The sequence below is a fragment of the Geodermatophilus pulveris genome (assembly GCF_900188375.1).
GTDB lineage: Bacteria > Actinomycetota > Actinomycetes > Mycobacteriales > Geodermatophilaceae > Geodermatophilus > Geodermatophilus pulveris.
The window spans coordinates 238,748-263,027 of record NZ_FZOO01000007.1; the positions used below are offsets into that span (position 1 = coordinate 238,748).

Sequence of the window (24,280 nt, forward strand, 5' to 3'; positions counted from 1 at the left end):
CGGGCCCCGCCGCGGTCGGGGTCAGGATGGGCCGGTGAGCGCGCGCGTCGTCTACACCGACCTCGACGGCACGATGGTCGGGCCGCGCGGGTCGTTCTGGCACACCGCCACCCGGGGCCTGACCACCGACCCGGCGACCGCGCTGGCCGACCTGCACCGCGCCGGCGTGGCCCTGGTGCTGGTCAGCGGGCGCACCTTCGAGCAGGTGGTCGAGGCCGCCCGCATCTTCGCCGCCGACGGCGCCATCGCCGAGCTGGGCTCGGTGGTCAGCTGGGACGGGGGCCGCGGCGTGCACCGGCTGCGCGGCGCGCTGCCCGGCGAGTTCGGGGACCGCACGCCGATGGAGGTGATGACCGGGCTCGGGGTCGTCGAGGGCCTGCTCGCCACCCACCGCGGCCGGCTGGAGTGGCACGCCCCGTGGCACGCCACCCACGTCACCGACGCCCTGCTGCGCGGCCGGGTCGACCCGCTGGCCGTCGACGCGGAGCTCGCCGAGCGGGGCGCGGGCTGGTTGACGCTCAAGGACAACGGCGCCATCCCGGCGACCTCGCGCATGACCCTGCTGCCCGAGGCGCTGCCACCGCGGGTCTACCACCTGATGCCGCGCGGCATCTCCAAGGGCGCGGCGATCGCCTGGGACCTCGAGCGGCGCGGGCTGACCCCCGCCGACGCGGTGGCGATCGGCGACAGCGTCAGCGACCTGGAGATGGCGCCGGCGGTCGACCGGCTGTGGATCACCGCAAACGGGGCGGGCGTGGACGGGATGGCCGACCTGCTGGTCGCCGTCCCCAACGTGACGGTGACCGACGCTCCCATGGGCGAGGGCTGGGCCCAGGCCGTCCGCGCGTCGTTATGAGGTCACGTCCCTCCGCGCGAAGTGGCGGAAGCCCAGGGCGGTGAAGACCGCGGCGTACCCCAGCGACTGGACGACGCCGCGGAACAGGTCACCGGAGTCGACCGGGGTCTGCAGCAGGTCGGTCCAGGCGAACTCCTCCGCGGTCGGGAAGTAGTCGCGGACGGCGCCGAGCTGCTCGACCTGGTCGAGGATCGCGAAGACGAACATGGTGAACACCGCCCCGCCGACCGCGGCCAGCGGCGCGTCGGTCACCGTGGACAGCCAGAACGCCAGCGCCCCGACGACGAGCAGGTGGACGGCGAGGTAGCCGACCATGCCGGCCAGCCGCAGCAGCGCGTCCCCCTGGGCGAGGGTCACGCCCACCGGCGTCTGGACAGGGCCGAAGCCGAACGCGATCCCGCCGGCCACCAGCGCGGTCACGACGATGGCGAGCAGCGCCCCGACCGACAGCACGAACGCGGCCAGCCACTTCTGCCGGAGCAGCCGCATCCGCGGCACCGGGGTGGCCAGGGTGTAGCGCAGCGACCCCCACTGGGCCTCGCTGGCCACGGTGTCGCCGAAGAACAGCGCGTAGACCACCACCAGGAAGAAGCTCGTCGTCGCGAACAGCACGAACAGGGTGAAGTTCAGCCCGCTGGAGGTGGCGACGTCGACCAGGTTGATCCGCGCGTTCTCCTCCGCCTCCTCGGCACCGCCGAGCTGCAGGGCGCCGATGAGGACGAGCGGCAGCGCCACCATGAGCGCCAGCACGCCGAGGGTGCGCCGCCGCCTGAACTGCCGGCGCAGCTCGACCGACAGCCGCAGGGTCCGCTCGGGCCGGTAGCCCGCGACCGCCCCGGTCGGCTGCACGCGCCCGCTCCGCGGGTCGTCCGTCGTGGTCACGCTTCCTCCCCCACCAGCGCCAGGAACGCATCCTCCAGCCGGCGGCGCGGCGTGAAGGCCTCCACCGACACGTCGGCGGCCACCAGCGCCTGCAGCGCCCGCGCGCGGCTGGTGCCGTCCAGGTCGGCGACCAGCCCCTCGTCGGTGCGCTCCACCGCCACCCCGGGCAGCCCCTCCAGGACGGCGACGGCCCGGTCGGTGTCGGCGTCGTCGGCGAGGCCGACCAGCACCGACCCGCCGGTGCCGACGATCTCCTCCACCGTGCCCTGCGCGATCTTCTGTCCCTTGGCCATGACGACGACGTGGCTGCAGGTCTGCTCGATCTCGCTGAGCAGGTGGCTGGACACGATCACCGTGCGGCCGGTCGCGGCGTAGGAGCGCAGCACCTCGCGCATCGCGTGGATCTGCGGCGGGTCCAGCCCGTTGGTCGGCTCGTCGAGCACCAGCAGGTCGGGCAGGCCGAGCATGGCCTGCGCGATGGCCACCCGCTGGCGCATCCCCTGGCTGTAGCGGCGCACCGGCCGGTCCAGCGCCGCGCCCAGGCCGGCGACGGCGATCGCCTCCTCCATGTGCGCGTCGGCCGCGGGGCGGCCGGTGGCGGCCCAGTACAGCCGCAGGTTGTCGCGGCCGGACAGGTGCGGCTGCAGGCCGGTGCCCTCGACGAAGGAGCCCAGCCGGGACAGCACCGGCGCGCCGGCGTGGACCTCGTGGCCGAACACGGTGATCCGCCCGTCGGTCGGTCGGATCAGCCCCATGAGCATGCGCAGCGACGTCGTCTTCCCCGCGCCGTTCGGGCCGAGCAGGCCGAGGACCTGCCCGCGGCGCACCTCGAAGGACAGGTCGCGGACGGCGACGAAGCCGTCCTTGTAGGCCTTGGTCACCCCGGTGAAGCGCAGGGGCACGTCCTCGCCGTCGGGCTCCACCCGCGACACCCGCGCGCGGCGCCGGCGGCCCCACAGGACGGCGGCCAGCCAGCCGAGCAGGCCCAGGGCGACGAGGACGCCCAGCAGCACCAGCCAGCGGGAGGTGCCGCCGGTGGACTCGCTGCGCCCGTCGACGGTCGGGACGGCCAGCGCCGCGGCGTTCCCGCCGGCGGCCAGCGCGACGGAGTAGACGCCGGCCTCGGCCGGCAGCGCGAACGCCTGGTCGGTGGAGGAGACCACCACCCGCAGGGTGTGCCCGGCCTCGAACCGGTGCACGATCCCGGGCAGGGTGACGCTGACCGTGCTGGGCGCGGTGGGGTCGGCGGACAGGCCGCTGAGCGCCAGGGGCGCGACCAGGCCGGCCGGCAGGGTCGTCGTCCCGTCGGGGGCGACGTCGTAGAGCTTGGCGAACAGCGTGGCCGAGCCGCCGGGCGAGGCGACGGCCAGGTCGATGGTGGAGGCGCCGACGACCTCGACCGCCTCGCCGAGCGGCTCGCTCTCGAAGGCGGCGAACTGACCGGGGATCTCGAACGCGGTCCCGGTCAGCGCCGAGGCCAGCGAGCCGAGGCCGGGAACGACGGTGATCGCGGCCGGCGTGCCCCCGGCCGGGGTGACGACCGGCTGCAGCGGGCCGTCGACGGGGACGGGGCTGCGCTGCGCGGCCTCGGTGCCGACCAGGCCCGGGTAGGCCGCGGTGGTCACGGTGCGGCTGCCGCCCTGCACGGTGCCGACCGACGCGGTGACGCCGGTCGGGGCGGGGAAGGAGAAGCCGGTGCCCGGGTCCGGGCCTCGGGCGGGGTCGTCCGCAGAGCGCAGGTGCCAGTCGAACCACCCGGCGACCTGGTCGCGCAGGTCCGCGGTGGTGCCCTCGGAGGCCTGCGCGTCGTGCCCGCCGGCGTACCAGACGACCTTGACCGGGGTGCCGTCGGCGGCGATGCCGCGGGCGTTGGCGTCGGCCTGGCCCAGGCCGAACAGCGAGTCCTGGGTGCCCTGCACCAGCAGGGTGGGCGCGTCGATCCGGTCCAGGACGGTCGACGGGCTGCTGCGGTCGAGCACGGCGGCGACCTCGGGGGTCAGCGTGCCGGTGGACGCCGCCGACTGGTAGGCCGCGCAGACCTCGGGGGTGAAGCGACCGCAGGTGAGCAGCTGCTCGACCGCCTGCGGGTCCACCGTCGCCGGGTCGACCGAGCCGAGCGCCGCGGGCAGGTCGGCGGCCGCCGGCGCGCCGCCGCCCCCGCCGCCGAGAGCGCCCAGCAGCCCGCCGGAGGGCGCCGAGCCGACGCCGAAGAACAGGCCGGACCACAGCCGCTTGTAGACCCCGCCGTCCTCGGCCTGCGGGGTGGCCGCCACGGTGTCCGCGGCCGGCTCCCCCACCTGGGAGGGGAACAGCGCGGCGGTCAGCGAGTGCCAGGTGATCTGCGGGGCGATCGCGTCGACCCGGTCGTCGTAGCCGGCGGCGAGCAGGGACAGCGCCCCGCCGTAGGAGGCCCCTGCGACGCCGACCCGCGGGTCGCCGTCGGCGTCGAGCCGGACGTCGTCGCGCGCCGCGAGCCGGTCCAGCAGCGCGGACAGGTCGGCCACCTCGGAGCGCGGGTCGTTGAGGCCGATCTGGCCGGTGCTGTCCCCGAAGCCGCGAGCGGAGTAGGTGAGGACGACGTAGCCGCGGCCGGCCAGGTCGCGGGCGTCGGACGCGACGGACTGCTTGCTGCCGCCGAAGCCGTGGGCGAGCACGACCGCCGGCGCGGGGGCGCCGGAGGCGGGCAGGTACAGCGTGGTGTCCAGCTCGGCGGCGCCGTCGCCCTCGCCGACGGGGACCCGCGCGTCCTCGGTGGTGACGTCCCCGGCGGCCGCGGCCGGGGCTGGAGGCAGGAGTCCGGTGAGGACCAGCACGAGGAGCAGGAGCGAGGCGGCGGGCGTCGCACGGGCGCCGGGGCGCGGGCGGGGACGCACGGGCCCGCGGACGGGACGCACGGTGCCGCCAACGGACGGCGACGCCCGTGTGTTCCGGAGGTGTCCGGCCCGGGTGACCCGGTTCAGGGCAGCCACTCACCGGTGGTGACCACCACGAGCCCGGGGTCGTCGACGTCGGGCACCTCGAAGAACCGGACGGCGGGCCCGGTGATCTGCGCGTACTGCTGGGTGAGCTGGACCGCGGCGTCGTACTGGGCCTGGTCGCCCTGGGTGTAGTAGACGGTGGTCGTGGCGATGTCGGCACCCTCGTACTCGCCGATGGGGCCGGCCTCCCAGCCGCCGGAGACCAGCTCCGCGGAGACGTCGCCGGCGAGGCCGGACACGCCGGTGGCGTTGAGCACGGTCACCGGCAGGCGCACCGGCGCGACCGGCGCCGCGTCGGCCGGCGGCAGGGGCCCGACGTCCAGCGGCGGCAGCACCGAGCTGGGGACGGCGGGGGCGGCCGACGTCGGGACGGGCGCGCTCGGCGTGCTGCCCGCCGCGTCCCGCACCTGCGGGGAGGTGAAGGAGTAGACGCCGAGCACCACGAGGGCGACCACGGCCACGGCGAGCAGCCCCACCGCGGCGCGGCGCACGCCCGGACCGCGGCCCGCCTCCTCGCGCATCACGCGCAGCCGCTCGGCCTCGGCGGCCTGGCGCTCGGCCCGGAAGGCGGCGCGGCCGCCGACGACCCCGGTCGAGCTGCCGGTGTCCGGCCCGCGGGCGTCCTCGCCGTCGCGGTCGTCCGGCCCGTACACGTCCTCGTCGGCGTACCGGTCCTCGCCGGTGGACGGGGCGCCGGCGGCGTACGGGGCGTCGTCGTGGCGGGCGGGTGCCCGGTCCGGGATGGCCTCGGTGGCCGGCGCGGCCGCGCGGGCGGGAGCGGCGCGGTCGGGGATGGCCGTGGTGGCCGGCGCGGCGGCCTCGTCGCGCGTGCGGGAGGGGTTGGTCCAGTCGCCGTAGCCGGGTGCCGCCCCGTGCACCGGTGCCGCGGCCGGCGACGGTGCGGCCGACCGGGCCGGCTCGTCGACCGGCGCGGGGGCGGCCGGCACCGGGTGCACCCGGTCGGCGGCGCGGCGGCGGGGCGTCAGCGGCGGCGCGGCCGCGGGCGGCTCGTCGCCGTGGTCCGGGGTGGGGACGGCCTGGAAGGGCGCGACGGTGGTGCGCGGCGCGGCCACCGGTGCCGGCGCAGGCGCGGCCGCCGGCGAGGGCGGGACCGGCAGCCGCACGCGGGTCCGCGGTGCCGGCTCCACGGCACGGGCGCCGCCGGGGGCCGGTGCGGGGCGGGCCGGCACGCCGACCGGGACGGGCACGGGGCGCGGCGGGGCGGCCGCGCGCACCGGCGCGGCCGGGGCGGCCGCCCGCACGGGCGGGGCGGGTGCGGCGGTGCGGACGGCGCCGGCCGGGGCGGCGGCCACGCGGGTGGCGCCGGCGGCGGGCCGGGCCGTCCCGCCGGACGGGCCGGCGGGGCGGGCGGGGACGGCCGGCCGCTGGGCGGCGGGCCCCGATGCGCGCGCGGGAGCGCCGGCCCGCGCGGGGACCGCGGGCGGCACCGGCCGGCCGGGCGGGGGACGGCGGCGGCCCGGGTCCTCGCCGGCGTCGAGCAGGCCGTCGCGACGGCGGTCCGCGCGGCTGGGGCCCGGGGCCGTGGGGTGGTCGCTCAGACCGGGCGGGACGGGGGCCGGCGGGCCGTCGGTGCGCCGACGACCGTGCGGGACGGGGAGGTCCCCCGGGTCCGGTCCGTCACCGCCTGATGCCATGTGCCTGCCCACGGTGAGCAAATCTAGATGCCGCGGCCCCCGTTGCCCAGGATCTGCGCCGTTCGCCGCTGCCCGCGCGCGGCGCGCAGCCGCCGCAGCCGGCGCACCAGCAGCGGGTCGGCCTCCAGTGCCGCGGGCCGGTCGACCAGGGCGTTGAGCACCTGGTAGTAGCGGATCGGGGCCAGGCCGAAGCGGTCGCGGATGGCCGTCTCCTTGGCGCCGGGCCGACGCCACCACTGCCGCTCGAAGGCGAGCACCTCGTGCTCGCGGGGGGTCAGCGCGCCGGGCCGGGCGGCCGGGTCGGGGGCGTGCGCGGGTGACGGGTCGGCGGACGGGGGACGGGGCACCTCGCCCCCCGGCGGGGAGACCGCGGGAGCTGGTTCGGCGGACACGGGACTTCCTTCCTCGGGGACGGCACCGACGGTAGACCCGACCACCGACATCCCGGGGCAGCCCGGCCGTCCCGCCTCAGGCGGGTGCGGGCGCGGCCTCCGCCGCCCGCCGGCGCGCACCGTCCCGGGCGGACCGGAGGCTGTCGACTGTGAACACGGCCAGGGCGACCCAGACGATGACGAAGCCGGCCAGCCGGGCCGGCGGCATCGGCTCCCCGTAGACGAAGACGCCGATCGCCAGCTGCATGAGCGGCGTGACGTACTGCAGCAACCCCACCGTGGACAGCGGGACGCGCCGGGTGGCGCCGGCGAACAGCAGCAGCGGGACGGCGGTCGCCACGCCGGAGCTCACGAGCAGCAGCAGGTGGCCGGTGCCCGCGGTGCCCGCCGTCCCCTCGCCCTGTGCGTGCAGCACCGCGAGCACCGTCACGGCGGGGACGACGACCAGCGCGGTCTCCACGAACAGCCCGGGGGCCGCGGCCACCCGCACCAGCTTCTTCATCAACCCGTAGAGGCCGAAGGTGACCGCGAGGACCAGGGCGATCCACGGGGGGCGGCCGTAGTCGACGGTCAGCACGGCCACCGCGACGGCCGCCGTCCCCACGGCGACCCACTGCAGCCGGCGCAGCCGCTCGGCGAAGAACACGACGCCGAGCAGCACGCTGACCAGCGGGTTGATGAAGTAGCCGAGCGAGGTCTCCACCACGTGCCCGGAGTTGACCCCGTACACGAAGACCAGCCAGTTGACCGCGATGAGCACCGCGGCACCGAGCAGCACCAGCAGTGCCCGGCGGTCGGTGACCGTGCTGCGCACCTGCGGCCAGGCGCGCAGCACGGTCAGCAGCGCGGCGACGAACAGCAGCGACCAGACCACCCGGTGCGCCACGATCTCCAGTCCGCCGGCCGGCTCCAGCAGCGGGAAGTACAGGGGGAACAGCCCCCACAGGCCGTAGGCGCCCAGGCCGCAGAGGATCCCGGTGCGCCGTTCGTCCACGCCGGCAACCTACGCCGGCCCGGCGGCGGAGCTCGTCAGCCGGTCTGGATGTAGCCGACCAGCTGCGCGCGCTCCTCCTCCAACTCGTCGAGCCGGGCCTTGACCACGTCGCCGATGGAGACGATGCCGACCAGCACGCCGTCCTCGACGACCGGCACGTGCCGCACCCGGTGCTCGGTCATCGTCCGGGCCAGCTCCTCGACGCCGGCGGCCGGCACGCAGGTGTGCACCTGCGCGGTCATGACCGTCGACACCGGCTCCCCGAGCAGGTCGGCGCCGCGCTCGTGCAGCATGCGGACGACGTCCCGCTCCGACACGATCCCGTCGACGGTGCGGCCGTCGGAGGAGACGACCAGCGCGCCGACGCGGCGCTCGGTGAGCAGCGCGAGTGCGGTGCGGACGCTGGCCGCGGCCTCGACCGTGGCGACGTCCGCACCCTTGCGGCGGAGCAGCTGACGGATGTGCATGCCGGACCTCCTCGCCGTCGGTGGCGCGGCAGAGTGTGCTCCGGCCCACACCCCTCCGGCAACGCCCTCGGCGGCCTACCGTCGTCGTGTGCGAACTCACGGCACCGCGCACCGGCCCACGCCGCTGCAGTGGGCCCGCTACGCGTTCGGCGGACGGCTGCCCCGCGAGCTCTCGCCATGGGTGCTGACCGACACGACCGCACCGGGCTGGGCGCGCCGGCACCTGACCCGTGCGGTGGTCCAGCTGCTGCCGGTGCTGGTGCTGTGCGTGACCGTCGTCCCGGTGCCGCTGGTCTACCGGCTGTCGGCCGCCGCCGGCGGGCTGTTCATGGGACTGGTCTTCTCCCTGGCGTTCATGGTCGAGACGACCGAGCACTGGGTGGCCAAGGCCGGGTACCCGCCGGGCACCGCGGCCCGGCTGCGGGCCGAGCGCACCGAGCGGGCGCAGGCGGAGCGCCGCTCCCCCTACCGGCAGGACGGCGCGGGCAGCTTCGACTAGGTCTCGGTGGTCGCGATCCGGCCGCGGCGCTGCTGCCGGATGCCGGCGAGCACCACCAGCAGCAGCGCGATGCCGACGGCGCTGACGGTCACGACGGGCACCACCTGGTCGAGGACGCCGACGGCGACGACCACGGGGATGGCCACGGTGGGCCACGGCCAGGCGGCCCGCCACGAGCCCGCCGTCCCGGCGACGAGGGCCGCGGTGCCGGCCAGGAACAGCGCGGTGCCCGCGCACAGCGCCCACCGCCCCCCGGTCGAGAGCTCCCCCACCGGGTGGACAACGTACTGCTCGACGCCGACCCCGACGGCGGCCAGCCCGAGGGTCAGCGGGAGGTGGCCGTACACGTAGCGGTCCGCCGTGCCGCTCTCCTGCCCACCGCCGTCGTCGAGCAGGTGCTGCTTGCCGGCCGCCCCGCCCAGGTCGAAGTAGCTCCACCACAGCGCGGCGGTGACGACGAACCCGACCGCGGCCACCACGACCGACGCCGTCTGCCACCCGGTCTCGTACATGCCGTTGACCACCGAGGCGACGGACTCGCCGAGCACGAGGATGACGAAGAGACCGAACCGCTCCGGCAGGTGCTCGATGTGCAGGGGGACGTCGCGGCCGTAGCGGGTGGCGACCAGCGGGCCGGCCGCCTCCAGCAGGATGCCCGCGGCCCACAGCCAGTAGCGCGCCGGCGTGGGGACGGCGAGCGACAGCGCCCACAGCCCGGCGCCCACGCCGGTGGCGGCCAGGTAGACCGTCACGGTGCCGCGCGCCTCGGTGACGTGCCGCCACGCGCGGCCGTAGAGGACGAGCAGCAGCACCCGGGTGGCCAGGTACCCGAGCGCGAACACGGCCGACTGCGGGCCGACCGCCTCCGGCGCGCTGGCGGCCATCACCGCCACCCCGAACATCATGGCCAGCTTGAGGACCCGGTACAGCACGTCGTTGGTGTCGAACCGGTTGGCGTAGAGGGTGATCGTCACCCACGACCACCAGGTGACGCTGAACAGCCCGGCGAACACGGCGGCGCCGTGCCAGGTCAGGTCCTCGGCCAGCGCGGAGGCGAGCTGCGCCACGACGAGCACGTAGGCCAGGTCGAGGAACAGCTCCAGGCGGGAGGCGGTGCGGTCCTCGTCGGTGCGCAGCCGGGGCGGGCTGACCAACGGTGCCGGGTGGTCGGTGTCGGTGGCCACGGGCTCCCTCGTCCTCGGACGTGCGCGGGGTACGGGCAGCGACCGGGCCGGCGCGTCCGCCGCGGGGGGCTACCCCGCCGCCGGGCGGTTAGGCCCGGCGACGGGTGTTCGACCGTGCCCGCGGTGGTGCCGCCGCCGGAGGCGGGCCGGCCGAGGACGTGGTCGATCACGCCTCCCGGGCGTGTACTGGTCAGCGACCACGGCCGCCATAACCTGAGGACCGTGTCCGCCCGGCCCCGGAGTCGTTCGATGTCACGCGCACGCATCCCCGAACGGGCCTGGCGAGCCATCGCGGGCACCAGCCCGCCGACCGCCCCCATCGCTGTCCGTGCCCAGCCCAACGGGATGGACGACCTCACCGCGCACGCGGCGCTCGGTCTGGCCCTGCGGATCGGGGAGTCGATGTTGGCCGTCGGCGCGTCTGCGGCTGACGTGACCGCGACGGTCCTGCGGGTCGCCGCCGCCTACGGGCTGACCAGCTGCCACGTCGACATCACCTTCACCTCCCTCACGGTGAGCTACGACCGCGAGAACGCCGTACCGCTGACCGCGGTGCGGATCGTGCGCACCAGCCGGACCGACTACACCCGGCTGCAGGGGGTCACCGATCTGGAGCGGGCCGTGGCCGCGGGTGGTCTCGATGTCGAGGAGGCGCACCACCGGCTGGACCGGGTGGTGAGCGCCCCGGCCACCTACCGACGGTCCGTGAACGCGCTGGCCTGGGCCGGCGTCGCCGGCTGCTTCGGGCTCGTCATCGGCGGGGGCTGGTTGGAGGCGCTGCTGGCCGCGCTGACCACCGCGCTGATCGAGCAGGTGATGCGCGTGCTCGCTCGGCGCAGCCTGCCCCCGTTCTTCCAGCAGGCGGCGGGGGCCGCGCTCGCCACCGGGGTCGCCGTCCTGCTGCTCGCCGGGGACGTCGACGTGCGGACCTCCGTGGTGGTCGCCGCCGGCATCGTCGTCCTGCTGGCCGGGCTGTCCCTGGTGAGCGCCGCGCAGGACGCGATCAGCGGGTTCCCGGTGACCGCCGCGGGACGGGCCTTCGAGGTGGTCACGCTGACGGTCGGCATCGTCGCGGGCATCGCCGGCGTGCTCGACCTGGCCCGGCGCGCCCAGCTGCCGCTGACCGTCGTCGACACCTCCCCCGCCCCCGTGCCGTTCGCCGTGGCGCTGGCCGCGTCGGCCGGGATTGCCGGGTTCTGGGCGCTGGCTTGCCACGCCCGGCCACGCGCCGTCGGCCTGGCCGCGGCAGCCGGCGCGCTGTCCTGGGCGACGTTCTGGGCGGCCGGTGTCCTCGGTGCAGGCCCCGCGCTGGCCAGCGGGGGCGCAGCCGTCGTCCTCGGGTTCTGCGGGGAGGTGCTGACCGAGCGGCTCCAGGTCCCACCCCAGCTCGTCGCCGTCTGCGGCATCGTCCCCCTGCTGCCCGGGCTGGCCATCTACCACGGGCTGTTCACCGTCGTGGTCGACGACGACGTCGACGGCGGGCTCGCCGCCCTGGTCGGCGCCGCCGCGATCGGGCTCGCCCTCGCTGCCGGCGTCACGCTCGGCGAATACCTCGGCAGACCGGTCAGCGCGACACGGGACCGCTACGACGAGCGCGTCCGCCGCCGGGCCATGACCACCGACTGATCGAACCAGCCCCGCGGACGGACTCGAGCCCAGCGGCCGGCCATCCTGGCAGCGAGGTGAGCAGGGCGACGCCCTCGGCTCACTCGAGGTCGTCGGAGCAGGCCCACGCGCGCGCCGCCGTGCGTGTCACTGCGGCTCCGTGGCGCCGTGGACGGCGGCGAGCGGGGTGGAACGAGCCGCTCACGGTCCCGGTCGCCATCAGGCCGCCCGCGGCCGGTTCACCGGAAGACGACCGTGCTGGAACCGTTGAGCAGCACGCGTCGCTCGCTGTGCCACCGGACGGCACGAGACAGCGCGAGCGCCTCGGCGTCCCGGCCGACCGTGGCCAGGGCCCGCGGGTCGTAGGTGTGGTCGATGCGGATCACCTCCTGCTCGATGATCGGCCCCTCGTCCAGGTCGGGGGTGACGTAGTGGGCGGTCGCCCCGACCAGCTTGACGCCGCGGTCGAAGGCCTGGTGATAGGGCTTGGCGCCCTTGAAGCCCGGGAGGAACGAGTGGTGGATGTTGATGGCCCGTCCGTGCAGCGCGGCGCAGGTCTCGTCGGAGAGGACCTGCATGTACCGGGCGAGGACCACGAGGTCGACCCGGTGCTCGCCGGCCAGCTCCAGCAGCCGCGCCTCGGCGTCCCGCTTGGTCGCCGGCGTCACGGGCACGTGGTGGAAGGGCAGCCCGGCCGCCTCGGCCATCGGACGCAGGTCCTCGTGGTTGGAGACCACGGCGGCGAGCTCGGCACCGAGGCTGCCGGCCCGCCAGCGGAAGATGAGGTCGTTGAGGCAGTGCCCCAGCTTCGACACCATGACCAGCACGCGCGGTGGGCGGTCGCCGGCGACCTGGTAGGTCATCCCGAACTCGTCGGCCACCGCCCGGAAGTCCGCCGAGATGCGCTCGCAGTCGGTGTCCTCGGCGCAGACGAAGGCGGTGCGCAGGAACAGCTGGCCGCGGACGGCGTCGTCGAACTGCTGGTGCTCGACGATGTCGCAGCCGTGCTGGAACAGGAACGAGCTGACCGCGTGCACGATCCCCGGACGCTCCTGGCAGCTCAACGTGAGGGTGAAGGGGTGGGACACGGGTGCCTCCTCAGCACTCGACGACGTTAAGCGCCAACCCGCCTCGGGCGGTCTCCTTGTACTTGTCCTTCATGTCCGCGCCGGTCTCGCGCATCGTCTTGATGGCCTTGTCCAGCGGGACGTGGTGCCGGCCGTCACCGCGGACGGCCATGCGGGCCGCGGTGATGGCCTTGACCGAGCCGACGGCGTTGCGCTCGATGCACGGGATCTGCACCAGCCCCCCGACCGGGTCGCAGGTGAGGCCGAGGTTGTGCTCGATGCCGATCTCGGCGGCGTTCTCCACCTGCTCCGGTGTCCCGCCGAGGACCTCGGCCAGGCCGGCCGCCGCCATGGAGCAGGCCGAGCCGACCTCGCCCTGGCAGCCGACCTCGGCGCCGGAGATGGAGGCGTTCTCCTTGAACAGCAGCCCGATCGCGGCGGCCGTGAGCAGGAACCGCACCACGCCGTCCTCGGAGCACGAGTCGACGAAGTCGCGGTAGTAGTGCAGGACGGCCGGCACGATCCCGGCCGCGCCGTTCGTCGGGGCGGTGACCACCCGCCCGCCGGCCGCGTTCTCCTCGTTGACCGCGAGGGCGTAGAGGGTGACCCACTCCATCGCGCGCAGCGGGTCGGCCTCGTCCGGGTGGGCCTCCAGCTGGGCGCGCAGCGCGGCCGCGCGCCGGCGGACCCTGAGCCCGCCGGGCAGGACGCCGGGGGTCCGGGTGCCGCGCTCCACGCACCCCTGCATCACCGACCAGACGTGCAGCAGCCCGGCGCGGACCTCCGCCTCGGTCCGCCAGGAGAGCTCGTTGGCCAGCATCACGTCGCTGATCCGCAGCCCGGTCTCCCGGGTGCGCGCCAGCAGCTCCTCGCCGCTGCGGAAGGGATACCGCACCGGCGTGCCGTCCTCGACGATCACCCGGTTCCCGGCCTCGTCCTCGTCGAGCACGAACCCCCCGCCCACCGAGTAGTACTCGCGGCGGCACAGCTCCGCCCCGTCGGCGCCGACGGCTCGGAAGAGCATCCCGTTGCTGTGGAACTCCAGCCGCCGGCGACGGTGCAGGACGACGTCGTCGTCCACCGAGAAGGCGATGGGGTGCTCGCCGGCCAGGAGCAGCTCGCCCTCGGCCCGGACGGCCTCGACCCGCGGCTGGGCTGCGACCGGGTCGACCCGGTCCGGCTGCTCACCCTCCAGGCCCAGCACCACGGCCTTGACGCTGCCGTGCCCGTGCCCGGTCGCACCGAGCGAGCCGAACAGCTCGCACCGGACGCCGGCCACCTGCCCGAGCAGCCTCTCCACCCGCAGTCGCGAGGCGAAGGCGCAGGCGGCGCGCATGGGGCCCACGGTGTGCGAGCTGGACGGGCCGATGCCGACCTTGAACAGGTCGAAAGCGCTGACGGTCACCCCTGCCCCCTCTCGAGGCGCGGTACCGGACCTCAGACAGGTACACAGTTGGTATATCAACGGTACGATGACGATATGGCTTTCCCCCCTGTGAGGCAAGGCCCAGCAGGCCGCGACCTCTACGATCTGCTGGTGACCGTCGCACCGTTGGATCTCGACCAGTCGGGGGCCACGTCCCTGGCGGACCGGGCCTACGTGGCCATCCGGGACCGGCTGATCATGCTCGACATCCGGCCGGGCGACCCCCTGGACGACGACGAGCTGGCCGGGGACCTCGGCGTGGGCCGCACCCCGGTCCGCGAGGCACTGAAGCGGCTGGAGGGTGACCGGCTCGTGGTCTCCTACCCGCGGCGCGGCACGTTCGCGACGGGCATGGACATCGCCGACCTCGCGCACATCTCCGAGATCCGTGTCCAGCTCGAGCCGCTGGCCGCCCGCCGGGCCGCCGAGCGGGCCGCCCGCACGGGGCGCGCCGACCTCGAGGAGCTCGCCACGCGCATCGAGGACCTGGACGTCGCCTCGACCGACCGCACCGAGCTCATGCGCTGGGACCTCGCGGTGCACCGGGCCATCTACCGGGCGGCCGGGAACCCTCACCTCGAGGACGTCCTGATCCGCTACGACAACCTGGCGACGCGGATCTTCTGCCTGTTCCTCGATCGTCTGCCCACGGTCGACGAGCACGTCGGGGAGCACGCGGCGCTGCTGCGTGCCATCGCCGCCCGCGACGCCGACCGGGCCGACGACCTCGCCCGGGAGCACGTCGTCGGCTTCGAGCAGGCCATCCGGGCGGTCATCTGACGTCCGGGCCTGCGGCCAGGACGGCGAGGGCGTCCCGCGTGGCCGCGACGTCGTGGACGCGCAGCACGGCGGCTCCCCCAGCCCCGGCCGGTCAGCGACGTGCGGGACAGCCCGACCATGACCGGCACCCCGAGCCCCGCAGCGGTCCCCACGGCGCCCGGTGACCGCAGGGCACGCACGTCGTCGACCATGCCGGCGCCGGCGGCGACCGCGGCGCGCATGACCTCGGGCCGGGAGGTGTCCACCGACAGGGCTGCCGTCGCACTGCGCGTCAGGGCCTCCACCCCCGACACCACCCGGTCGAGCTCCTCCGTCGGGGACGGCGGCGGGCCCGGTCGCGACCTCGGCCGCCGTCACCGGTCGTCGGCCGAGGTGGCCCCGCCCCCTGGCGCGCACATCCGGGCGGCGAGCTGAGCCAGGGAGGCCTCGACGGCCCCGGTGCGCACGTGAGGTCCTCCCTCAGCCGCGGATCCGGGTCATGCCCGGGTCCACGAGCGGCTCGGCGGTGACGGTGGCCGGGATGCGGGTGCCGAAGTACTCGATCTCGACCGCCGTCCCGGCGGTCGCCGAGGCCGGCAGCCAGGCGTAGGCGATCGGCCGGCCGACGGTGTGCCCGAAGGCCGCGCTGGTCACGTAGCCGGCCGGGCGGCCGTCGAGGAAGACCGGCTCGTGGCCGAGGACGACGCTGCGGCCGTCGTCGACCGTCAGGCAGGACAGCCGGCGGCTGACGGTGTCGTCGCCGCGTGCGGCGATCGCCCGCCGCCCCACGAAGTCGGCCGTCTTCTGCCTGCGGACGGCGAAGCCGAGGCCGGCCTCGTAGGGATCGTGCTCGGTGGTCATGTCGTGACCCCAGGCGCGGTAGCCCTTCTCCAGCCGGAGGCTGCTGAAGGCAGCGCGGCCTGCGGCGACCACGCCGAGGTCCCGCCCGGCGGCCCAGAGCACGTCCCACAGCCGCCGGCCGTAGTCGGCGCTGGTGTAGAGCTCCCAGCCGAGCTCGCCGACGTAGGACAGCCGCATCGCCGTGACCGGCACTCCACCGATCCGGGCGCGCTTGGCGCGGAAGTACCTCAGCCCGTCGTTGGTGAAGTCATCCGAGCTGACCCGCTGGACCAGGTCGCGGGCCCGCGGCCCCCACAGGCCGATGCAGCACGTGCCGCCGGTGACGTCCCGGACCTGCACGCTGCCGTCGTCGGGTGCCTCGCGCAGCAGGTGGTCGTGGTCCAGGGGGCCGTTGGCGCCGACCTGGAACAGCTGCTCCCCCAGCCGGGCCACGGTGAGGTCGCTGCGGATGCCGCCGGCCTCGTCGAGGGCGAGGGTGTAGGTGACCGACCCGACCGACTTGTCCATCTCCCCGGTCGTCAGCCGCTGCAGGAGCGCGAGGGCGCCGGGCCCGCTGACCTCGAGCCGCTTGAGCGGCGTCATGTCGTACACCGCCACGGCGGTGCGGGTCTTCCACGCCTCGGCCGCCGCGATCGGCGACCAGAACCGCGCCGACCAGTCGTCCCGGGCAGGTGGCATCCACTCGGCCGGCAGCTGCTCGACGAGGCCGGCGTTGGCCTCGTACCAGTGCGGCCGCTCCCAGCCGCCGGCCTCGAGGAAGACCGCGCCGAGCTCCTGCTGGCGGCCGTGGAAGGGGCTGACCCGCAGGTCGCGCGGGGACAGCCGCGGCTCCAGCGGGTGCAGCACGTCGTAGACCTCCACGAAGTTCTGCTGCGAGGTCTCGCTGACGTACTCCGGCGCGAGCTGGACGTCCTCGAAGCGGTGCACGTCGCAGCCGTGCAGGTCGAGCTCGCTGCGCCCGTCGACGAGCAGCTGGGCCACCGACCGGGCCACCCCGGCCGAGTGCGTCACCCAGACCGCCTCGGCGATCCAGAACCCGGCCACCTCCCGGGACTCCCCGACCAGCGGGCCGCCGTCCGGGGTGAAGGAGAAGACGCCGTTGAAGCCGCTGTCGATCTTGGCGGAGCGCAGCGAGGGCAGCAGCAGCCGGCTCTGCTCCCAGGGGCCGGCGAAGTCCTCCTCGGTGAAGGGCAGCATCGAGGGCATCGACGACTCGTGGACGCCGTCCCCCCGCGGCAGCTCGCGGAGGTCCACCGGCATCGGCCGGTGGGCGTAGGAGCCGATGCCCAGGCGGTCGGCGCGCTCCCGGTAGTAGAGGTCCTGGTCCTGGTGGCGCAGGATCGGCAGGCTCGCCTCGCTGAGCTCGTCGTTGCGGCCGACCAGGTCGGGCACCTGGCCGGTCCAGACGAACTGGTGGGCCAGCGGCAGCAGCGGGACGTCCATCCCGACCATCGCGCCCAGCTCCTGCCCCCAGAAGCCGGCGCAGGACACCACGACGTCCGCCGGGATCACGCCGTCCGGGGTCCGGACGCCGGTGACCCGGCCGCCGCTGGACTCGATGCCGGTCACCCGGGTGGAGCCCTGGAAGACCGCACCCCGGGCCTCGGCGCGGCGGGCCAGCGCGACGACCGCGCGCGACGCCTTGGCCAGCCCGTCGCTGGGGATGTGCAGGCCGCCGAGGATGCGGTCGCGGTCCACCAGCGGGTGCAGCCGCACGCACTCGTCCGCGTCGACCACCTCCGCCTGCACGCCCCAGGAGGTGGCCCAGCCCTGCTTGCGGTCCAGGTCGGCGAGCCGCTCCGGTGTGGTGGCGACCTCCAGGCCGCCGACCTGGTTGAAGCACCAGGCGCCGTCGACGTCGAGGCTCAGGAACTTCTCCACCGTGTAGCCGGCGAAGGCGGTCATGGTCTTGGAGGGGTTGGTCTGGAAGACCAGGCCCGGCGCGTGCGACGAGGAGCCGCCGGTCAGCGGGAGGGGCCCCTGGTCGACGACGGTGACGCGGTCCCAGCCCCGGGCGGTGAGCTCGTCGGCCAGGTTGGCGCCGACGATGCCCGCTCCGATGACGACCACGCGAGGGGTGGTGGACATTGCTGGCTCCTCAGCTGATGGGGGTGGTGAACTCGAGGGCCGCGTCGAGCAGCCAGTCGGCCAGGTAGCCGGCGAACGACGCCCGGACGAGGACGACCACGTCGTCGCCGGCGTCGGAGAGGGCGAGCAGCACCACGCCGGCCTGGCCGAGCGTCGTCTGCGCGCTGCTGCCGCGGCTGAACACCCGCGGATGGAGGTCGATCGAGCAGCCCTTGACCAGCACGTCGCGCACGCGGGCCCCGGTCAGCCGCAGGCCGATCCGCTGGGCGGAGACGTCCGTCGCGGACCCACCGAGGCCGGCGACGGCGGCGCGGACCCGGGCCTCCAGCTCCTCGGGCGCCTCCGTGGTGCTGGTGAGCAGCCACTCGTCCGGGCCCAGCCAGACGGCCCGCCCGGTGCCCGCGGGCACCCAGGTTCCGGGAGCCGTCGGCAGGTCGACGCCGAGCGCCGCCGACGCCTCCGGCCCGATCGTGCCCAGCCGGACGTCGACCATCGCGACGAACGGCTCGACGGTGATGCCGACCGTGTCCGGCAGTCGCTCGAACGCGTCGGTCCAGGCCGTGAGGGGGTGGGTGCGCAGCAGCTCAGCCATCTCGGCGGGCTCCTTCCGGGTCGACCAGCACCGAGCCGGTGACCTCCACCGGGACGAGCGTGCCGCCCACGGGGACGTGCACGGTGTCGCCGATGCGCTCCCGGCCACCCTTGACCAGGGCGAGGGCGAACGGGCGGGCGAGCTCGGCGCTGCGGTAGCTGGAGGTGACGTGGCCGAGCATCGGCACCGGGGGGGCCGGCAGCCGGCCGTCGGCCCGGAACTCCACGATCTGCGAGCCCTCCGGCAGCACGGTCTCCCGGTCGACGGGCAGCAGCCCGACCAGCTGCTTGCGCAGCGGGTCGGCGTTGGCCGGGCGGGCGAAGGAGCGCTTGCCGATGAAGTCGGGCTTCTTCTTCGACACCGCCCACGCCATGCCCAGGTCGTGCGGGGTGACGGTGCCGTCGGTGTCCTGCCCGATGATCGGGTAGCCCTTCTCCGCGCGCAGGACGTGCATCGCCTCCGTGCCGTACGGCGTGATGCCGTACGGGCGGCCGGCCTCGAGCAGCCGCTCCCAGACCGCGACCGCGTACCACGGGTTGACGTACACCTCGAAGGCGAGCTCGCCGGAGAAGCTGATCCGGGCGAGCCGGACCGGCACGCCGTCGAGGGTGGTGTCCCGCCACGTCATGAACGGGAAGGCCTCGGTGGAGACGTCCACGCCGGGGAAGACCGCGCCGATGACGTCGCGCGAGCGAGGGCCCACGACGGGGAAGGTGGACCACTGCTCGGTGACCGACGTGCAGTGCACCCGCAGGTCCGGCCACTCGGTCTGCGCCCACTCCTCCATCCAGTCGAGGACCTTCGCAGCACCACCGGTGGTGGTGAGGAGGAGGAAGCGGTCCTCGGCCAGCCGCAGCACGGTGCCGTCGTCGATGACCATGCCGTCGACACCGCACATGACGCCGTAGCGCACCGAGCCGACCTTGAGGCTGCTCATCAGGTTCGTGTAGAGCCGGTCGAGCAGGACGGCGGCGTCGGGGCCCTGGACGTCGATCTTGCCGAGGGTGGACCCGTCGAGGATGCCGACGCCGGTCCGGGCCGCGGCGCACTCCCGCAGGACCGCGGCCTCCATGTCCTCGCCGGGCCGCGGGTAGTGGCGGGGCCGCTTCCACTGGCCGACGTCCTCGAAGACCGCGCCCGCCGCCACGTGCCAGTCGTGCAGGGCGGTGACCCGCTCCGGGTCGAACAGCCGGCCCCGGTCGCGGCCGGCCAGCGCGGCGAAGGCCACCGGCGTGTAGGGCGGACGGAACGTGGTGGTGCCGGTGTCCTGCACCGGGACGCCGAGCAGCTCGGCGACGATCCCCGAGGTGAGCACGCCGGAGGTCTTGCCCTGGTCGTGCGCGGTGCCGATGGTCGTGTACCGCTTGACGTGCTCGATGGAGCGCAGGCCGGCGCCCACCGCGCGGGCGATGTCGGCGACCGTCGCGTCGCGCTGCAGGTCGACGAACGAGGTGGCGCCCTCGGCGCCCGAGGTGTCCGGCACCCGCCACAGCACCAGCGGGGCGGCCGGGACGACGGGGTCCGGGGCGGCGGGCAGCCGGTCGTCGGCCGTGGGCGCGATGTCCAGCCGGGCCAGCGCCGCGCGGCCCCCGCGCTGCCCGTCGGCCAGGCACCCGGCGAGGTCGGCCACGCCGGCGGCCGAGCCGGTGACGACCACGCCGTCGAGCTCCTCCCCCGGGAGGAACGCGCCCCGTCCCGCGTCGTACCGCAGCCGGCCGCGGACCTGGCTGAACAGGTGCACCGCCGGGTTCCAGCCCCCGCTGACCAGCAGCAGGTCACAGCCGATCGCGCCGGCCGCGCCGACCTCGCCGCCGGCGAACGGGGCGACGAGGGCGTGCGTGACCCGCTCGTCACCCCGCGTGCCGGTCACGACGGCGCCGGACAGCACGCGGATGCCGGCCCGCTCGCACTGCTCCCGGCGCTGCGGTGACCCCCCGGGCCGGGCGTCGACCACCGCCTGCACCCGCACGCCGGCGGCGTGCAGGTCGAGGGCGGCGTCGTAGGCGGTGTCGTCGGTGGTGAACACCACGGCCTCGCGCCCCGGGAGCACCCCGTAGCGGTGCAGGAACGTCCGGGCGGCGCCGGCGAGCATGGTCCCGGGGCGGTCGTTGTCGGCGAACACGACCGGCCGCTCGTGCGCCCCCGTCGCGAGCACCACCTGCCGCGCCCGGATCCGCCACACGCGCTGCCGGGACAGGTGCTTCGGCGCGGCCGTCCCGAGGTGGTCGGTGCGCCGCTCGAGGGCCAGGACGAAGCCGTCGTCGTAGGCGCCGAAGGCGGTGGTCCGCTGCAGGTGCAGCACCTCGGGGTGCCGGGCCAGCTCGGCGACCGCCGCGGCGACCCACTGCAGCGCCGGTGCGCCGTCGAGCCGGTCGGTCCCGCCCAGCAGCGAGCCCCCGGCCTCGGACTGCTCGTCCACCAGCGTGACGCGGGCGCCGGCGCGGGCGGCGGTGAGCGCAGCGGCCAGCCCTGCGGGGCCGGCGCCCACGACCAGCACGTCCACGTGGGCGTGCACCGCGTCGTACCGGGCGGAGTCGGGGACGTCGGCCAGGCGGCCCTGCCCGGGCAGCCCGTGCGCGGCCAGCCCGTCGAACAGCTCGACGGTGGTGGCCAGCAGCATCGGCTCGGGGAACGGCTCCTCGACCTGCACCAGGCCGCCCGGGTCCTCCGCCCAGGCCGCCGCGATGCCGCGCGGCCGGCCGTACTTGACGCTGGTCGCGACCACGTGGCGGCCGTTGGCGAGCAGCGCCGAGGCCAGCGTGTCGCCGGGGTGGCCGGTCAGGGTCTGCCCGTCGAAGGTGAACTCGACGGTGGTGGCGCGGTCGATGCGGCCGCCCGAGGTGGTGCGGAAGAGAGTGCTCACGGGGTCACCGGCTTCGGGTCGTCGAGGCGGTACACGCTCTCGAAGCGGTACGTGCTGGTGTCGCGGATCGCGTTGAACCAGCGGCGGCAACCGGCGTTGTGGTTCCAGCGCTCGGCGAAGCGGCCTCTGGGGTTGTCGCGGAAGAAGACGTAGTGCGCCCACTCCTCGTCCGAGAGCTCGGCGGGGCTGTCCGGGTAGGGGACGTGGGCCTGGCCGCCGTAGGAGAACTCGACCTCCTCGCGGGGACCGCACCACGGGCATGCGATGAGTTGCACGGGAACTCCCTGGGTCAGTGGGCGACGGCGGCGGCGCCGTGCTCGTCGACGAGGGCGCCGCTGACGAAGCGGTCGAGGCTGAACGGCGCGACCAGCGGGTGGGGCTCCCCGGAGGCGATGGTGTGCGCCAGCGCCGAGCCGATGCCGGGCGTGGCCTTGAAGCCGCCGGTGCCCCAGCCGCAGTTGAGCCAGACGTTCTCGTACGGCGTCCGGCCGACGATCGGCGAGGCGTCGGGGCTGGTGTCGACGATGCCGGCCCAGGTGCGCAGCAGGTGGGCCCGGGCGAACACCGGGAAGAGCTCCACGGCCGCGGCCATCTGCCGCTCGATGACGTGGAAGGCGCCGCGCTGGCCGTAGCCGTTGTAGGAGTCCACACCGGCGCCCATGACCAGCTCGCCCTTGTGCGCCTGGGAGACGTAGACGTGCACGGCGTTGGACATGACCACCGTGGGGTGCACCGGCTCGAGCAGCTCGGAGACCAGCGCCTGCAGCGGGTGGCTCTGGATGGGGACCCGGATGCCCAGCATGTCGGTGAGGACCGAGGTGGACCCGGCCGCGCAGAGCGCGACCGTGCCGGCCGCGATGGTGCCGCGGGTGGTGTGCACACCGGTGACCCGGTCGCCGTCGGAGGCGAAACCGGTGACCTCGCAGTCCTGGACCAGGTCGATGCCGGCCTGGTCGGCCCGGCGGGCGAAGCCCCAGGCCACGTGGTCGTGCTTGGCGATGCCGGCGCGTGGCTGGTACGTCGCGCCGAGGACCGGGTAGCGGATGTCGGCGGAGGTGTTGACGACCGGGCACACCTTGCGGACCTCGTCGGGCTCCAGCCACTCCGCGTCCACGCCGTTGAGCCGGTTGGCCTCGACCCGGCGCACGCTGTCGCGGACGTCCTGGAGGGTGTGCGCCAGGTTGAGCACGCCGCGCTGGCTGAACAGGATCGGGTACCCGAGGTCCTCCTCGAGCCCCTCCCACAGCTGCAGCGCGTGCTCGTAGATCGCCGAGCTCTCGTCCCACAGGTAGTTGGACCGGATGATCGTGGTGTTGCGGGCCATGTTGCCGCCGGCCAGCCAGCCCTTCTCCAGGACGGCGACGTCGGTGATCCCGTGGTCCTTGGCCAGGTAGTGCGCCGTGGCCAGGCCGTGCCCGCCGCCGCCGACGATGACCACGTCGTAGGAGCGCCTCGGCTCCGCGCTGCGCCACAGGGAGTCGGGCTGGTCCGGCAGGTCCGCGCCGGGGGTGCGGGTGGTCCGCGGGGTGCGGGCGGTGGACGGGGACTGGACGGTCACCGGGGGACCTCCGTCAGCTCGGCGTACAGGGGGTGGCGGTCGGCCAACCGGGTGACCCGCGCACGCAGGTCGGCGAGGCGCCGCTCCGCCACGGTCGGCCGCAGGGCCATCGCGACGACGTCGGCGACCTCGGCGAAGTCCTCGAGCTCGAACCCGCGCGCGGCCAGTGCCGGGGTGCCGATGCGGACCCCGGAGCTGACCATCGGCGGGCGGGGGTCGAAGGGCACGGCGTTGCGGTTGACGGTGATACCGATCGAGTGGAGCCGGTCCTCGGCCTGCCGGCCGTCCAGCGGCGAGTTCCGCAGGTCGACCAGCACCAGGTGGACGTCGGTGCCGCCGCTGACGACGTCGATCCCGGCCTCACGCGAGTCGGCGGCCAGCAGCCGGTCGGCCAGGACGCGGGCGCCGGCGAGGGTGCGCTGCTGCCGTTCGCGGAAGGCCGGTTCCCCGGCCAGCTTGAAGGCGACGGCCTTGGCGGCGATCACGTGCTCGAGGGGCCCGCCCTGCTGCCCGGGGAAGACCGCCGAGTTGACCTTCTTCGCCAGGTCGGCGGTGGCCAGGATGACGCCACCGCGCGGCCCGCCCAGCGTCTTGTGCGTCGTCGAGGTGACCACGTGCGCGTGCGGGACCGGTGAGGGGTGCAGGCCGGCCGCGACGAGCCCGGCGAAGTGGGCCATGTCGACCATCAGGTAGGCCCCCACCTGGTCGGCGATCCGCCGGAACTCGGCGAAGTCCAGCTGGCGGGGGTAGGCCGACCAGCCGGCCACGATGAGCTCGGGCCGCCGCTCGTGGGCCAGCCGCTCGACCTCGGCCATGTCCACGCGGTGGTCGTCGGCGCGCACGTGGTAGGCGGCGACGTCGTAGAGCTTGCCGGAGAAGTTGAGCCTCATCCCGTGGGTCAGGTGGCCGCCGTGCGCCAGGTCCAGCCCGAGGATCGTGTCACCGGGCTGCAGCAGGGCCGCCATCGCCGCGGCGTTGGCCTGCGCGCCCGAGTGCGGCTGCACGTTGGCGTACTCGGCGCCGAACAGGGCGGTCAAGCGGTCGATGGCCAGCTGCTCGACCACGTCCACGTGCTCGCAGCCACCGTAGTACCGGCGGCCCGGATAGCCCTCGGCGTACTTGTTGGTGAGCACCGAGCCCTGCGCCTGCATGACGGCCACCGGGGCGGAGTTCTCGCTGGCGATCATCTCCAGCGTGCCCTGCTGGCGGGCCAGCTCGGCAGCGATCGCGGCGGAGACCTCCGGGTCGGTCTCGGCGAGCGACCGGTCGAGCACGCGGTCGGGTGCGGCCGAGGCCGGCAGCACCTCGTCGAGCTGGACGACCATGCCGGTCCCTCCTGTCGGGAGATTGATCTGAAGACTGGTATATCAGTTACCGGACACAGTAGGTTCGTCGCTCGGCACGGTCAAGGGGGAGGACCCCGTCCGCACATCCCGAGAGGAGAGGCACTGTCATGAGCCACCAGGTGAGGGGCGTCGTCGCCCGCGGCAAGGGTGCACCGGTCACCGTCGAGACGATCACCGTGCCGGACCCCGGCCCGGGCGAGGCGGTCGT

At 75.1% G+C, this 24,280-nt stretch carries 19 protein-coding genes and 1 pseudogene; 4 read left to right on the forward strand and 16 right to left on the reverse strand.

Annotated elements, in window-relative coordinates:
- Nucleotides 1-34 precede the first annotated feature (34 nt).
- Nucleotides 35-856: an HAD family hydrolase gene (locus CHB98_RS15485; RefSeq protein WP_089306483.1), complete on the forward strand. Its 822-nt coding sequence runs from the start codon at nucleotides 35-37 to the stop codon at nucleotides 854-856.
- Here CHB98_RS15485 and CHB98_RS15490 read toward each other — a convergent pair.
- The 6 genes from CHB98_RS15490 to CHB98_RS15515 all read right to left on the reverse strand — a co-directional run bounded on the left by CHB98_RS15490 (nucleotide 851) and on the right by CHB98_RS15515 (nucleotide 8,224).
- Nucleotides 851-1,738 (reverse strand): ABC transporter permease, encoded by an 888-nt coding sequence (locus tag CHB98_RS15490; protein ID WP_089306484.1) that lies wholly within the window; start codon nucleotides 1,736-1,738, stop codon nucleotides 851-853. The genes CHB98_RS15485 and CHB98_RS15490 overlap by 6 nt on opposite strands.
- On the reverse strand, nucleotides 1,735-4,611 hold the full coding sequence (locus CHB98_RS15495; RefSeq protein ID WP_245821197.1) for an alpha/beta fold hydrolase: 2,877 nt from the start codon (nucleotides 4,609-4,611) through the stop codon (nucleotides 1,735-1,737). The genes CHB98_RS15490 and CHB98_RS15495 overlap by 4 nt, the downstream gene beginning before the upstream one ends.
- 83 nt (nucleotides 4,612-4,694) lie before the next feature.
- On the reverse strand, nucleotides 4,695-6,371 hold the full coding sequence (locus CHB98_RS22780; protein ID WP_179224547.1) for a LytR C-terminal domain-containing protein: 1,677 nt from the start codon (nucleotides 6,369-6,371) through the stop codon (nucleotides 4,695-4,697).
- Between the two features lie 23 nt (nucleotides 6,372-6,394).
- Nucleotides 6,395-6,763, reverse strand: coding sequence for a DUF3263 domain-containing protein (locus tag CHB98_RS15505; protein WP_089306486.1), 369 nt, complete (start codon nucleotides 6,761-6,763; stop codon nucleotides 6,395-6,397).
- 76 nt (nucleotides 6,764-6,839) lie between these two features.
- Entirely contained in the window at nucleotides 6,840-7,757 is a 918-nt protein-coding gene (rarD, locus tag CHB98_RS15510) for an EamA family transporter RarD (protein ID WP_089306487.1), read from the reverse strand.
- A gap of 35 nt (nucleotides 7,758-7,792) precedes the next feature.
- A complete protein-coding gene (locus tag CHB98_RS15515) occupies nucleotides 7,793-8,224 on the reverse strand; it encodes a CBS domain-containing protein (RefSeq protein ID WP_089306488.1) in 432 nt (143 codons plus the stop codon).
- An 88-nt stretch (nucleotides 8,225-8,312) separates the two neighbouring features.
- Between CHB98_RS15515 and CHB98_RS15520 the strand changes: the two genes are divergently transcribed.
- Nucleotides 8,313-8,723, forward strand: coding sequence for a DUF5313 family protein (locus CHB98_RS15520; protein WP_089306489.1), 411 nt, complete (start codon nucleotides 8,313-8,315; stop codon nucleotides 8,721-8,723).
- On the opposite strand, the gene CHB98_RS15525 is transcribed toward CHB98_RS15520, so the two are convergent.
- Complete coding sequence (locus CHB98_RS15525; RefSeq protein WP_089306490.1) at nucleotides 8,720-9,907, reverse strand: low temperature requirement protein A; 1,188 nt, start codon at nucleotides 9,905-9,907, stop codon at nucleotides 8,720-8,722. The genes CHB98_RS15520 and CHB98_RS15525 overlap by 4 nt on opposite strands.
- A gap of 345 nt (nucleotides 9,908-10,252) precedes the next feature.
- Here CHB98_RS15525 and CHB98_RS15530 point away from each other — a divergent pair, with 345 nt between their 5' ends.
- The gene (locus CHB98_RS15530; protein ID WP_245821199.1) at nucleotides 10,253-11,533 is read left to right on the forward strand and encodes a threonine/serine exporter family protein; all 1,281 of its coding nucleotides are present in this window, start codon (nucleotides 10,253-10,255) and stop codon (nucleotides 11,531-11,533) included.
- A 218-nt stretch (nucleotides 11,534-11,751) separates the two neighbouring features.
- Here CHB98_RS15530 and purU read toward each other — a convergent pair whose 3' ends face one another.
- The gene (gene purU / locus CHB98_RS15535) at nucleotides 11,752-12,600 is read right to left on the reverse strand and encodes a formyltetrahydrofolate deformylase (protein ID WP_089306492.1); all 849 of its coding nucleotides are present in this window, start codon (nucleotides 12,598-12,600) and stop codon (nucleotides 11,752-11,754) included.
- A gap of 10 nt (nucleotides 12,601-12,610) precedes the next feature.
- Nucleotides 12,611-13,984 (reverse strand): L-serine ammonia-lyase, encoded by a 1,374-nt coding sequence (locus tag CHB98_RS15540; RefSeq protein ID WP_089306493.1) that lies wholly within the window; start codon nucleotides 13,982-13,984, stop codon nucleotides 12,611-12,613.
- A gap of 132 nt (nucleotides 13,985-14,116) precedes the next feature.
- Here CHB98_RS15540 and CHB98_RS15545 point away from each other — a divergent pair, with 132 nt between their 5' ends.
- Nucleotides 14,117-14,785 (forward strand): GntR family transcriptional regulator, encoded by a 669-nt coding sequence (locus tag CHB98_RS15545; RefSeq protein WP_245821201.1) that lies wholly within the window; start codon nucleotides 14,117-14,119, stop codon nucleotides 14,783-14,785.
- 125 nt (nucleotides 14,786-14,910) lie between these two features.
- On the opposite strand, the pseudogene CHB98_RS22785 reads toward CHB98_RS15545, so the two are convergent.
- The 7 genes and pseudogenes from CHB98_RS22785 to CHB98_RS15580 form a co-directional block, all read right to left on the reverse strand.
- A pseudogene (locus tag CHB98_RS22785) lies at nucleotides 14,911-15,111 on the reverse strand (dihydropteroate synthase); the annotation flags it as partial.
- 133 nt (nucleotides 15,112-15,244) lie between these two features.
- Nucleotides 15,245-17,713 carry a GcvT family protein gene (locus tag CHB98_RS15555; RefSeq protein WP_089306495.1) on the reverse strand — a complete coding sequence of 823 codons (2,469 nt, stop codon included), beginning with the start codon at nucleotides 17,711-17,713 and terminating at the stop codon, nucleotides 15,245-15,247.
- 10 nt (nucleotides 17,714-17,723) lie between these two features.
- Nucleotides 17,724-18,305, reverse strand: coding sequence for a sarcosine oxidase subunit gamma (locus tag CHB98_RS15560; RefSeq protein WP_089306496.1), 582 nt, complete (start codon nucleotides 18,303-18,305; stop codon nucleotides 17,724-17,726).
- Nucleotides 18,298-21,168 (reverse strand): 2Fe-2S iron-sulfur cluster-binding protein, encoded by a 2,871-nt coding sequence (locus tag CHB98_RS15565; RefSeq protein WP_089306497.1) that lies wholly within the window; start codon nucleotides 21,166-21,168, stop codon nucleotides 18,298-18,300. Before CHB98_RS15565 ends, CHB98_RS15560 begins: the two co-directional genes overlap by 8 nt.
- Nucleotides 21,165-21,443: a sarcosine oxidase subunit delta gene (locus CHB98_RS15570; protein ID WP_089306498.1), complete on the reverse strand. Its 279-nt coding sequence runs from the start codon at nucleotides 21,441-21,443 to the stop codon at nucleotides 21,165-21,167. The genes CHB98_RS15565 and CHB98_RS15570 overlap by 4 nt, the downstream gene beginning before the upstream one ends.
- A gap of 14 nt (nucleotides 21,444-21,457) precedes the next feature.
- Nucleotides 21,458-22,726 (reverse strand): sarcosine oxidase subunit beta family protein, encoded by a 1,269-nt coding sequence (locus CHB98_RS15575; RefSeq protein WP_089306499.1) that lies wholly within the window; start codon nucleotides 22,724-22,726, stop codon nucleotides 21,458-21,460.
- Nucleotides 22,723-24,051, reverse strand: coding sequence for a serine hydroxymethyltransferase (locus CHB98_RS15580; protein ID WP_089306500.1), 1,329 nt, complete (start codon nucleotides 24,049-24,051; stop codon nucleotides 22,723-22,725). Before CHB98_RS15580 ends, CHB98_RS15575 begins: the two co-directional genes overlap by 4 nt.
- Nucleotides 24,052-24,280: the final 229 nt, after the last annotated feature.

Coding starts and splice junctions, on each gene's coding strand:
- CHB98_RS15580 (WP_089306500.1), bottom strand. CDS start 24,051: ATGGTCGTCCAGCTCGACGAGGTGCTGCCGGCCTCGGCCGCACCCGAC.
- CHB98_RS15515 (WP_089306488.1), bottom strand. CDS start 8,224: ATGCACATCCGTCAGCTGCTCCGCCGCAAGGGTGCGGACGTCGCCACG.
- CHB98_RS15555 (WP_089306495.1), bottom strand. CDS start 17,713: ATGTCCACCACCCCTCGCGTGGTCGTCATCGGAGCGGGCATCGTCGGC.
- CHB98_RS15560 (WP_089306496.1), bottom strand. CDS start 18,305: ATGGCTGAGCTGCTGCGCACCCACCCCCTCACGGCCTGGACCGACGCG.
- CHB98_RS15530 (WP_245821199.1), top strand. CDS start 10,253: ATGGACGACCTCACCGCGCACGCGGCGCTCGGTCTGGCCCTGCGGATC.
- CHB98_RS22780 (WP_179224547.1), bottom strand. CDS start 6,371: ATGGCATCAGGCGGTGACGGACCGGACCCGGGGGACCTCCCCGTCCCG.